This is a genomic window from Paenibacillus sp. LjRoot56, from assembly GCF_964253335.1.
GTDB lineage: Bacteria > Bacillota > Bacilli > Paenibacillales > NBRC-103111 > Paenibacillus_E > Paenibacillus_E allorhizoplanae.
Genome location: NZ_CAXURV020000004.1, coordinates 695,266 through 707,266 on the forward strand (window position 1 = coordinate 695,266; position 12,001 = coordinate 707,266).

The 12,001-nt window shown below is 43.4% G+C and carries 10 protein-coding genes; all 10 read right to left on the reverse strand.

What is annotated here, in order from left to right; translation table 11 throughout:
- Nucleotides 1–4: 4 nt before the first annotated feature.
- The 10 genes from ACSQ8O_RS29000 to ACSQ8O_RS29045 all read right to left on the reverse strand — a co-directional run bounded on the left by ACSQ8O_RS29000 (nucleotide 5) and on the right by ACSQ8O_RS29045 (nucleotide 11,869).
- Nucleotides 5–1,105, reverse strand: a complete 1,101-nt coding sequence (locus ACSQ8O_RS29000; protein ID WP_436244513.1) for a sugar ABC transporter substrate-binding protein — start codon at nucleotides 1,103–1,105, stop codon at nucleotides 5–7.
- 112 nt (nucleotides 1,106–1,217) lie between these two features.
- Nucleotides 1,218–2,309: a D-xylose ABC transporter substrate-binding protein gene (xylF, locus tag ACSQ8O_RS29005; protein WP_436244514.1), complete on the reverse strand. Its 1,092-nt coding sequence runs from the start codon at nucleotides 2,307–2,309 to the stop codon at nucleotides 1,218–1,220.
- Between the two features lie 80 nt (nucleotides 2,310–2,389).
- Complete coding sequence (locus ACSQ8O_RS29010; protein ID WP_436244515.1) at nucleotides 2,390–3,964, reverse strand: response regulator; 1,575 nt, start codon at nucleotides 3,962–3,964, stop codon at nucleotides 2,390–2,392.
- Nucleotides 3,961–5,379 carry a sensor histidine kinase gene (locus ACSQ8O_RS29015; protein ID WP_436244516.1) on the reverse strand — a complete coding sequence of 473 codons (1,419 nt, stop codon included), beginning with the start codon at nucleotides 5,377–5,379 and terminating at the stop codon, nucleotides 3,961–3,963. The genes ACSQ8O_RS29010 and ACSQ8O_RS29015 overlap by 4 nt, the downstream gene beginning before the upstream one ends.
- Before the next feature lie 17 nt (nucleotides 5,380–5,396).
- Nucleotides 5,397–6,380 carry a sugar ABC transporter substrate-binding protein gene (locus tag ACSQ8O_RS29020; RefSeq protein ID WP_436244517.1) on the reverse strand — a complete coding sequence of 328 codons (984 nt, stop codon included), beginning with the start codon at nucleotides 6,378–6,380 and terminating at the stop codon, nucleotides 5,397–5,399.
- A 276-nt stretch (nucleotides 6,381–6,656) separates the two neighbouring features.
- The gene (locus ACSQ8O_RS29025; protein WP_436244518.1) at nucleotides 6,657–7,556 is read right to left on the reverse strand and encodes a MurR/RpiR family transcriptional regulator; all 900 of its coding nucleotides are present in this window, start codon (nucleotides 7,554–7,556) and stop codon (nucleotides 6,657–6,659) included.
- Between the two features lie 158 nt (nucleotides 7,557–7,714).
- Nucleotides 7,715–8,620 (reverse strand): N-acetylmuramic acid 6-phosphate etherase, encoded by a 906-nt coding sequence (gene murQ, locus ACSQ8O_RS29030; RefSeq protein ID WP_436244519.1) that lies wholly within the window; start codon nucleotides 8,618–8,620, stop codon nucleotides 7,715–7,717.
- A 30-nt stretch (nucleotides 8,621–8,650) separates the two neighbouring features.
- Nucleotides 8,651–9,487, reverse strand: a complete 837-nt coding sequence (locus ACSQ8O_RS29035) for a carbohydrate ABC transporter permease (protein ID WP_436244520.1) — start codon at nucleotides 9,485–9,487, stop codon at nucleotides 8,651–8,653.
- A 23-nt stretch (nucleotides 9,488–9,510) separates the two neighbouring features.
- Entirely contained in the window at nucleotides 9,511–10,410 is a 900-nt protein-coding gene (locus ACSQ8O_RS29040) for a carbohydrate ABC transporter permease (protein WP_436244521.1), read from the reverse strand.
- Between the two features lie 100 nt (nucleotides 10,411–10,510).
- On the reverse strand, nucleotides 10,511–11,869 hold the full coding sequence (locus ACSQ8O_RS29045; protein WP_436244522.1) for an extracellular solute-binding protein: 1,359 nt from the start codon (nucleotides 11,867–11,869) through the stop codon (nucleotides 10,511–10,513).
- Between the last annotated feature and the right edge of the window lie 132 nt (nucleotides 11,870–12,001).

Below are 12,001 nucleotides of genomic sequence, written 5' to 3' on the forward strand. Positions count from 1 at the left end.
ACACCTACAAGCCTTTGAAATCGGATGCTTGATAGTACGCAGAATCCACAAGTGCAGATTTAACATTTGCTTTGTCAACGACGATTACATTTGTTTGTTTTGCTTTCACATCAATTTTGCCATTGTTATACGATCCTGTTGTTTCAGGTGTTTTACCATCCAGGATAGCAACAGCCATAACCATTGCATCTTTAACAAGTGTACGAACATCTTTGAACACGGTCATGGATTGTTTGCCGTCGATTACGTATTGAATCGAAGCTTTCTCCGCATCTTGACCCGTAACTAGGAACTTCGTAACCGCTTTATCTGATGCAAATACATCCGCGATGGAGCGAGCTGTTCCATCATTTGGAGCTAGAATGGCAACATCACCCTTCATGTCTGCTGCAGCAGCTGTCAAATGGGTTTGTGCTTTATTTTTCGCTTCGTTCGCATCCCAGTTCGTCGTGACTTGCCCGATAATTTTACTCATTTGCTCACGCGTTAATTTGGCAGTTCCTTTCAAAGCAGCAGCCTCACTGGAGTTTGCAATTTTGAATGTACCATCGGCAATTTTCGGTTGAAGCACTTGCCATGCACCGTCGAAGAACAAGAAAGCATTATTGTCAGATGCAGCGCCTGCATACAGGTACAATGGTTGACCTTTTTTAGCTTTATCAACTAAGTACTGTGCTTGTGCTTTACCCACAGCAATACTGTCGAAAGTCACATAGTAGTTAACTGCATCTGTTTTGGTAATCAAACGGTCATAGGAGATGACCTGAATGCCGGCTTTCTTTGCTGACTCTACAGCAGCTGCTGCTGCATCACCGTCTTGCGGACAAATGATTAATACTTTGATTCCTTTGGCGATCAAAGCATCAACGTTTTCTTTTTCTTTTGCTGAGGAGCCCTGGCTGAATAGGATTTCCGTTGTATATTTCGAACCTTTCAAAGCGTCTTTGAAACGTTGCTCATCTTGAACCCATCTTGGCTCGTCTTTGGTAGGCAATACAATTCCAACGCTTACTTTCGAGCTGCTGGAGTTCCCACATGCTGCAACCATAACGGCTAGAAACATAACAACTAACATCAAAGAAATCGCTTTCACACTTCGCTTCATTTGTAATACCCCTCTCAATTGTTTTGGCTGTGCGCCAACTACAAACTGAGTATATCACCGGGATTTTTCAATGTAAGCGGTTTATATTAGCACTTTTTTTAACAATGCTATACTATTTTGTCATTTGCTTTTGATTCACATTTTTATATACGTCTTCTCTCAAATGAAAGCCATCTGCGATGATCGTGGCATCCATATTGGACTGATCCACGGCAATCGGTTCGAGTAAAATGGACGGTACATCAATTTTCTTATTGTTTACTTTTTTATCTGCATGAACATTTTCGCCATTCGCCATCTTAACTGCAAGCTCAGCAGCGGTTTCTGCAAGCTTCTTAATGGGCTTATACACCGTCATTGTCTGGGTGCCCTCGACGATTCGCTGCGCAGCTGCAAGCTCCGCATCCTGCCCCGAAACGGGGATGCGACCTGCCATTTTCTGAGCTGTTAATGCTTGAATCACGCCACCTGCTGTCGCGTCATTCGCGGCAACAACAGCGTCTACTCGATTCTGATTCGCGATCAAAGCCCGCTCCATGTTCGCCAACGCATTGGCAGGCTTCCACTCTTTCGTCGATTGATCAAAAACGATAGTAATGTCCCCCTTCTCGACGAGTGGCTTCAGAATGTTCATTTGACCTTTCTTGAACATATGCGCATTGTTGTCTGTATCCGCGCCCTCGATTAAGACATAGTTGCCTTTAGGTGCCTTCTTCACGATCGCTTTCGCTTGCAATTCGCCAGCTTTCTCATTATCGAAGGAGATATATAAATCGACATCCGAACCCACAATCAAACGGTCATACGAAATAACCTTGATACCCGATTTGTGTGCCTTCTCTACGATCGCTGCAGATACCTCTGCATTGTGGGGCACAACGACAAGCACATCTACACCGCGTGATATCAAGTTCTCTGCTTGCGCAAGCTGCAAGGCATCGTCACCATTCGCGGCTTGAACTTCAATAAGCGCACCGAGCTTTTCCACAGCAGCTTTGAATAAATCCCGATCCTTCTGCCACCGTTCTTCCAACAGCGTATCGATCGATAAACCAACGACCACTTTGTTGTCGCTTTGTATAATTCGATTGGGGCTTGGCTTACTATCGAATTGCTGACTAGCTTTATCCGTTGGTGCACTGTTCGTTCCGATGAACGAGCAAGCCGATAGCACGAAGGTCAGAATCACGGTTAAACCAACCACTTCACTACTCTTTCTGACATGTTTCAGCGCAAACCCCTCCTTAAAGTTTTCTTTAGAAAACTAACTTCGTAAGCATTTATTCAGATGTGCTTTTTGTTGGTTGGCCGAATCAGCATCTTCCGATAATCCGTCGGTGAATATCCTACTAACTTTTTAAATACGCGACTGAAATAATTCGGATCGTTATATCCCACTTCAAATGTAATTTCTTTAAGACTTTTATCCGTTTCCTGCATCAATTGTTTGGCCGTTTCGATCCGATATTCCGTAAGAAAGTCAATATAATTCATTCCGAAATGCTCTTTAAACAGCTTACTGACATAGAAAGGATTCCGATCAACTGTAGCTGCAATCCGCTCCAGGGACAATTCCTCATGAGCATGTTTCTGGATATATAACTTCATCGTTTGGAGTAAATCTGTCTCTACAATTTCTCCAACCTGAACTAAATTATGAATGAGCAATCGGGATTCTGCTTTCAGTTGTATATAGCTTGTCGTTGAATAGGGAAAATAAGGCGTTTGAACATCCATCCCCATTTCCTGCAACATGCGGGTCACAACAATTAACACTTCAAAAATTCGTTGCTGCGACATCCCAACGCCCTGCTTGGCGCCTTCAAAGATATCAATCATTTGGGCAATCCGATCCCCGGCTGCTTCTAGATTTCCACGTCTAACCTCTTCGAGCACACTCTTCTCCATCTCAAGTGTCCGACCGCCAATGGCTTGAATATCATCCCGCGTCAGATTCTCATACAAACAATAACGAGCAGCCAGCGTGTTATCCATCGAAGCCAACAAAGCTTCATGATAGGATTTGCGCATGTCCCGTATATCTTTACATAATCCGCCTATGCCAATAAAAAGACGAAATCCACTCTTCACATCCAAAGCTTGGATCCATTTCTTCGCTACACTTATAGCCTGTGCGCGATAGGAGAACTCACCATCCGTGAATACAATTGCAGGTACTTGATTACCTGACATTTTCCCTAGCCAGATCGGATTGGACACATCCAGGAGTAACTCATTTAGTTCCAGGTACACATCATCGTAATCCCGTAGATGCGAAGGTTCCGCCATATCATGCGAGAATTGCAAGGTCATTACAAAACCCTCTCGCCCAGACGGAAACCCAATTAAGTCAATCATCTCAGCAAGTGATGCCGATTGCACATAATCAAATAGCAGCTGCTCCACAATATCCGCCTCCACCAGAGGCGTCATCTTCTGCAGTCGTACTTGCTCTATGCTTCTATTCGCCAGCTCCTGTTGAATCATTTGAATCTCATTGGCTACCCGGCCAATCGTCTCCAGCACGACAGAAAGTCGGCTTGGTTTCAGCATATAGTCATAGACGCCTAGTTTAATGGCTTGTTGAGCAAATTCAAACGTGTCAAATGCAGTGACCACAATAAACTTAACTGCTTTATTAGTCTCCCTAATCTTCTCTATCGCTTGAAGTCCATTGATGCCTGGCATCTTAATATCCATCGTGATCAGGTCTGGTTGTAACCGCTCGGCAGCTTCAATGGCTTCTCTGCCATTCGAGGCTTGGCCTACGACCTCTACATCTGGAGAACCTTCTTCGATTATTCGTTGCAACGCAATCCGCTCAATTGGTTCATCATCCACAATTAGCATACGAATCATACGACATGCCCCCTCGGCAGCTTCAATGTAATACAAGTACCAGCTCCTAGATGGGATTCAATCTCTATGATCTCTTCAACCCCATAGAATAGCTGTAACCGATGAATCACATTCCATATGCCTATCCCCGTAGAATGTCCTTTATATATGGAATTTTCAGTCTGTGATAATATTCGATTTAACTGCTCTTCATCCATGCCCTGTCCTGTATCTTGTACCTGAACAAGGATGTGTTTCTCTTCCTGCTTGACTCGAATCGTAAGCGTACCGCCTTCTTCAGCCGGTTCAATTGCATAAATAAACGCGTTTTCTGCAAGCGGTTGCAAAACAAGAATAGGAAGCTCAATGCCCAATGCATCCTCATCAATTTCACGAACGACTTGCAATCGATCACCGAAGCGAGCCTTCTGAATCGTTAAATACTCCTCTAGCACCTCGAGCTCATCCTTCAAGGACACTCGACTATCCAACTTACGGAGATTATATCTAAGCATACCGGCAACAGAGCTAATTAATTCACTTGTTTTTCCCGCGCCTGCCAAATATGCTTCCTTCGACAACATATTTAACGTATTGAAAAGAAAATGGGGATTAATCTGACTTTGTAAGCTCTTCAACTCGCTTTCCTTCAGCATGAGCTTATGTCGATGAAGATCATATTCCAATTGCGCTTTACTTTGAATATCATCGATGAAATGACCAATCTTAAGTCGCATACTGTCCAGCGTTTTAGCCAAGAAGGATATTTCATCGTTATTGCCCAAATCAATAGGATTTTTGAAATTCCCCCGTGACAATTCTCGTGCAGACAGCGTTAATTTCAGCAATGGCTGTGTCACACTATCAACAAATCGATAGGAAAACAGCAAAAGCAGCAAAGAAACCAACGCTAACGTCCAGAGCCCCATCTTCTTAATATTTTCACTTCGCTTAATAATTTTTCTATAGAAGGCATCATAGGTGTTCTGTTCACCACTAATTAAAGTGAGTGTCGCTTCTGAAATATACTTGGAAATATTGGATGCTTCATCAAATTGTTTCGCTGCGTTTTCTTCATCATTATCTTTTTGAAAGCGAACGGCCAAATCCATCGCCTCTGCCTGACTTTCCAGCATATTCTGCAAATTATCGAGCAGCATCATGTTGCTTGCATTTCGCAACCAGCTCATCTCTGTCTTGGTTCGAAGTAGACTATTGTTATCCGAGGCATATTGATTCAAGCTTTCTAACGTAGGTGACATTCGATATTTATTCAGAGTGGTTAGAGATTGTTGACTTAATTGCGAGGCTTGATTCATTTGCATATAGCGCTGAAGAATTTCATTATACTTTTCGACGGTACGCTGATTATAAATACTCATGGAAAGCCAAATAATCGCCATAATTACCCAGATCAAGATCGACAGCATCATCATTTTACTTCGAATGGTTTTCAGGGTGCTCTCTCCTCTTCTCCAGATGAAGTCACCACACTAATTGGCGTGAAGTAGCTGTTCTCAAGCGGCAGCTGCGCAGCATCTAACCAACGTTTCATTAAATTAACACTGAGAATACCCATATCTTCATAATGCTGCGAGAGCCCAGCTTTCACCTGCCCATTTTTAATAAGCATCATGGTTTGGGGGGAATCATCAAATTGGAAAATCGGATATTCTTTGGTCCGCGAGCGCGAATGCGCCGCTTGAACGATACTCTCTCCAGATTCGGACGACAGTCCGATAAAGGCCTTCACATCCGGATAGTGATTCAAAATATCATTCGTTTGCATCTTCGGTTGTGTCATTTCAGGATCATTAGCTGCAATTACGACCCTTAGTCCTTCATATTTTTTAAAAACTTCGGTCAGACCTTTCAATCGCAGATCATCCGTTGATGGTGAGGATATGCTCTTAATGACACCAACTGCGCCTTTTCCATTCAACTGGGTCGCAATGTACTCCCCCATAATAATCCCTTCTCGATAATGATCGGAACCGATATATGACTTACGCAAGCTGCTCGGAGCGTCGGAATTAATCGTAATGATCGGTATCCCTTTCTCTGTCGCCTTCTTCACTATATGATTAAAATCAGGATGATCCACACCTTCTACAACAATCCCGCTCGCTTTGGAAGCGATTGCAATATCGATCTGCTTAATTAACCCTTCCAAGTTCGAACGGTATACACCCCAGAAATCAATTTGAATATGATGTTCTTCTGCGGCCTCACGGGCCCCTTTTTGAATGGCATTCATCATAAAGCTGCCTTGTTCCTGTGAGATGATTACGATGCGCTCAGCCTGTTCACTCACCATTGGCTCTCCTGCCGTAGACATACTCAAATCGCTTTGATAAATCTTGAGCATATAGTAGAAAGAAAATGACAGCGTAACAAAACTACTGGCTATGATCGCAATCAAAATCAATTTTTTCATACTTTCACCCACAGACTCTTCCAATTTCCAGTAATTCTATCATGATTTCGGGGATTCGAATAGAATCAAAATTCATATTTCTTAATTGCCTATACGTAAAAATGCTGACTAATCTTCTTGCAACCGTACGATTGCATAGTTCGAGAAACCAACAAGCCCAGTACGGTGTGCGTACTGGGCTTACGATGCCTTGCAAGAACTATGAATCTTAGCTTCCCTTCGTAAATCAATTGATTATTCTTACAGATGTTATTGTTGGCTCCCGCTTTAAATCCACTATTTTCTTAAAGCTGTGTGCTGCTTCACAAAATTAACGCCAATACGCACTTCATCTAGCTGTTTAATGGATTCATCGTATTGGCTAGTCAGAACGCACATAAACAAAATATCAATGAGATGAAGCTGTGCGAGACGCGAAGAAGTGGCTGCGCTTCGAAAAACCTCTTCCTGTTTGGCAGACACGTATAAACTAATGTCAGCAATCTCGCTGATAGGAGACAACCCGTAGCTCGTCAGACTTATTGTCTTTGCGCCTTTCTCTTTGGCTAACTCTAGCATTTTCCCCACTTCGTAGGTCTCGCCCGAGAAAGATATACCAACAACTACATCATCCATTGATGACTTCGATACTAAAATGGCCGAGGTATGAAAGTCCGTATGTGCCGTCGTGAATCTGTTAATACGAACGAATTTCAGCTGGGCATCTTGAGCGATGATGGCAGAAGCGCCGATACCGAAGAAATGGATGCTTTTCGCCTGCTGCAAAGCCAGAACCGCTTGGGCAAGAGCTTCATAATTTATAATTTCAGCGGTTTCCTGTAACGCTCGAACGCTAATATTCGTCATTTTTTGAACAATAGCGTCCTGTGTCTCGTTGGGCTGTATATCCGAAAAGCTAGTGTCACTTAAATTGCGTATATCTCCAGCTACTCTAAGTTTTAATTCCTGAAACCCACTGAGTCCCGCTGATTTGCACAATCTAATGACCGCAGACGCGCTTGTTGAGCTTAGTTCCCCCAGCTCATTCGCTGTACAGCGGATAGCTTCATGAGGGTTTTCAATAATATATTGGGCAATCTTACGCTCAGAAAGCGGCAATTGATCTGCAATTTCTTGAAGCATAATTAGGCCGCCCGATAGCGACTTTGCAAGATGGTTATCCGAGATGGTTCGCACTCCCTTCAATGGTGGATTGACCTTAACTACTCCTTCAATCATACCATGAACGATGAATATTTGGAAAAAACATACAACGGGACCTGATCTTTAGAGATATTGCCAATGCAAGGCGTACACAAAGAGCTGCCAATCGGAAGATATTTCCATGAAATATTTCACTTTCCTTGAACCATCAATTGGCCTCTTGCTCTCCCAAAATGTCCACCAGACTTATGCAAAGCTTGCACCACTGTCGAATAGTCAACTTTGCATTGCAGCATGAGGATTGCCACTCGCGCATCGCCTTTAGCTAAATCGCAATAACGGCGAGCCTCTTCTTCAGTCGTCGGCGTCGCTTCCATGACGATATCAATAACACGATGACGAAGCTTGTCGTTAGTCGCCTGCACGTTGATCATCAGATTCTTATATATTTTGCCTAGACGAATCATCGTAGCCGTTGAAATCATATTCAACACTAGCTTTTGAGCAGTTGCCGCTTTTAAGCGAGTGGAGCCCGTCACGACTTCTGGGCCAACGCTCACTTCAATGGCATAGTCAACCCATTGACTTAAAGGCGTAGCTGTATTGCACGAAAGTCCAACGGTCAATATCCCGAGCTTCTTAGCCTCTTGTACAGCCCCAAGTACATATGGAGTTCTGCCGCTTGCTGCTATCCCAACCAAGACATCCCCGGTATGTAAACGTGTTCGTACTTCATCTCTTCCTACTTCCCCATTATCCTCGGCATCCTCTACCGCTTCAAATATAGCTTGAGATCCACCAGCAATAATCGCTGTCACAAGCTCTTTGTCCGTGCCAAATGTAGGTGGGCATTCCGCTGCATCCAAGATCCCTAGCCTTCCACTCGTTCCAGCTCCGATATAAAATAATCGGCCACCGTTTGCCATCTTTTTAACGATAGCCTCAATAGCGCGTTCAATTTGAGGGAGAGCCTGTTTAACTGCTAAAGGCACGTTCTGATCTTCCTCATTCATCAAAGTAATAATCTCGAGTGCACTTAGTTGATCTAATTGTTCACTTCGCTCATTTCGTTGTTCCGTCGTTAATTTATGGTTCATGGTGTTTTCGTAAACTCCCTTCATCCGGATTTATTTCACTGCACCTGCGGTCATGCCGCCTGTAATCTGTCTTTGGAAGATAAAATAGAACAGCAGCACAGGTACCATGGCGATGGTTAACGCTGCGAACAATGGCCCCCATTCGGTCCGATACTGCATCTCGGCCTGCATAACGGCAATCCCAACAGGCAGGGTATATTTCCCAGGTGTACTAATGAAAACCAATGCCATAATGTATTCATTCCAAATATTCAGCACCGTCACAATAGCCAGTGACACGAGGCCAGGCTTTGCTAACGGAAGCATGACACGGAAGAATGTGCCATAATGGTTGGCACCATCGATAGCCGCCGCTTCTTCCAGCTCTTTGGGCAGCGTTTTGAAGAAGCCTACCAGCATGAACACACCGAATGGCACGGCGGTTATCGCATATATCAACATTAGCCCGCTGAGCGTATTGGTCAAATGAAGATCATTCATAAGGAAAAAGAGCGGAATAATGCCTAGAAATGCTGGAATCATTTTATACGCCAAGTAGGAAAGAAAGAGCAGGTTACTCCCGCGAAAAGCAAATCTCGCAATGGCATAGGCTGTTGTCGCTGACAATAACACACCAGCAGTAGTGCTGACGGTTGTTACACTAATGGAATTGATGAAATAATTGCCGAATTTATACTTTTGCCATACATAAGAATAATTCTCCCAAAGTAAAGGGAAATTCGGCAGCGCCCAGGGATGACCTAACAGGAACTGTTTATTATCCTTTAACGAAGCAATAACCGTCCAAAATAACGGATACATCACGCATAGGGACCAAAAGCCGAGAATGACTGTCATACTCCAGGTCTGTAGTCTAGTTTGTCTCATCTACCGTTCAACTCCTGCTCATCTTATGTCAATTCGATGGTTTCTCTCTTCATCAGACGCTGGAGCGTGATGGTTGTAATTAAAGCAATGACAAGTATTAATACCCCGATAGCTGCTCCGTAACTGAAATTACCGTAATGAAAAGCTTGCGCATATAAATAGGAACTCATGACTTGCGTTGCATTATCCACACCGCCTTCAAAGGTCATAATACTGACAATGACGAAGGAACCACTGAGCGTTGTCGTGACAATCCAGATTACGGAAGTTTGGACTTGTTCCCAAGCGAGGGGGAGTGTAATTTTCCAAAATTGCTGCCAATGCTCAGCTCCATCAATGTTCGCCGATTCATATAAGGATTCAGGAATGCTGAGTATGCCTGCGATAAGCAAAATAATCGTAAAACCGATACCCGCCCAAATGGATGTTGGCAATAAAGCGAAGATCGACCATTTTCCACCCAACCAGGCAAACTCGAAGGATTTCCCAGTAACACTCGAAATGAAGGAATTCACAAATCCGATATTTGGATTATAAATAAACCGCCACAGAACACCTACAATAACGACCGAAATGACATTCGGGATGAAAAAAACAGAACGGTAGAAGCCAGCGCCTTTGATTTTGAATCGCGTGAGTGCAACCGCCAGCAGTAAGGAGGGAATCATAAAACCAATCACTTTGCCAAAGACTAGAATATAATCGTTCCGAATCGCTTTCGGAATGACCTCGTCGTGAAACATATTTTTATAATTATCAAATCCGATAAAATTGTACGTCTCTGAACCGCCCGACCAATCAAAGAGGCTCAAATAAATTCCCTTCATCATCGGGTACACGAGAAAGATACAATACAGGATCAGTGTTGGCAAAATGAATGATGCGACAAATAGTTTCCGCTGTAGGTTAGATCTCAATTTCATTGCGCCATGCCTCCAATCAGGTTGTCATTCCAAAAGCAGGATAGATACTTCTCTCAGGTTAATGAAGTGAAGTATCCATCCCTTCTCGGCTTCTCAAAGTTTACTTCGCTTTATCACGTTGTTTCGCTGCGCCTTCTTCTAGACGTGTTGCCCACTCGTCTTTCGTAATTTTGCCGGTTACTAAAGCTAACGTAGCATCTTTTTCGATCTTGAACAGTTCTTCTGCAAGAACAGGAACCGGTGCAATGATAACATCTGACGCAGAGAAGTACGCGCTAGCTTGCTTCACAAGTGAACTTACTTTATCTGATTTGTTCAAATCCGCCTTCACATTGAGCACGGAGCCTGTCAATTCAGCCCATGCAACGGCTTGCTTCTTCGTGAATACATACTGCAAATACGCTTTTGCCGCATCTGGGTTTTTCGCCTTTTTCGCGATACCCATCGTTGCTGTAGAAGGAATAATAATAGCTTTTCCACCTTTATCTTGAACCACAGAAGGGATGAAGCCGAATTCAAAACCAGCTGGGATATCTTTCTTCATTTCATTTTCAAGCCATAGACCATTCGGGATAAAAGCTGCTTTATGTTGTAGGAATTGCATTTGCGAATCCGTATGATTAAGCGCTGCTGCACTACCTTCGATAAAGCCTTTTGTATTAAGCTCAATCAGTTTATCGAGAGCTTTCATCACAGGTGCACTTTTGAATACACCCGCTTCAAGCGAGTTAATCTTGTTAATGATGGACGGGTCGCTTCCATTCGCTGCAACAATCGCTGAATTTAGCAAACCACCAATAATATACTGTGGATACACCCCAGTATGGATATACGGTGACATTTTGCCCGAATCTTTAATCTTCTGCAAAGTATCTAGGAAGCTAGTCCAATCTTTCGGCTCATTCCAGCCGTTTTTGCGCAATTCGGCCTTGTCATAGAAAGTTCCGTAGGATCCGAATACAATCGGCAAGGTAAAGGCTTTGCCTGGTTGGTATTCTTCCGGTTTACTGAACAGAACATCTGTGATTTTCTCGCCATCAGCGTTCTTCGCATCCTTGAGCCAATCGGTTAAATCCATCAATTGATTATCAAGGAACATCTGTCTTGCATTGGAGCCTGCTCCGTTGATAAATACCAAGTCTGGCGGGTTGCCTTGAATCCAACGTGGTTTCATCTGTTCATTAATCGTTGGCCCAGCTGTTTGCGTAATCTTCAGCTTCGGATTCAGTTTCTGAAATTCATCAAGGGATTGTTTCCACCAAGCATCACCATAGCCACCGACAAAGTATTGAATTTCAAACTCACCTGTCAATTCTTTCGCGCTGGCCGTTTCGGCCGGTTTCACAGAGGATACAGCTGGACTTGCCTCTTTTTTCGGTTCTGCCGTACCGCACCCAGTTACTAATCCTGCAGTTACCATAACACCCATAAGACTTGCACTAATTGACTTCATTTTCATACCATTGATCCCCTTTTTTAATAGAATGGATGATATCATTGTGCGAAAGAATCTCAGCTGTAAGTTAACATCCTAAGTATTCGCATGAAAATACTAAGGATTATATATAAAAAGAAGCTTGAAAAGCCTTCT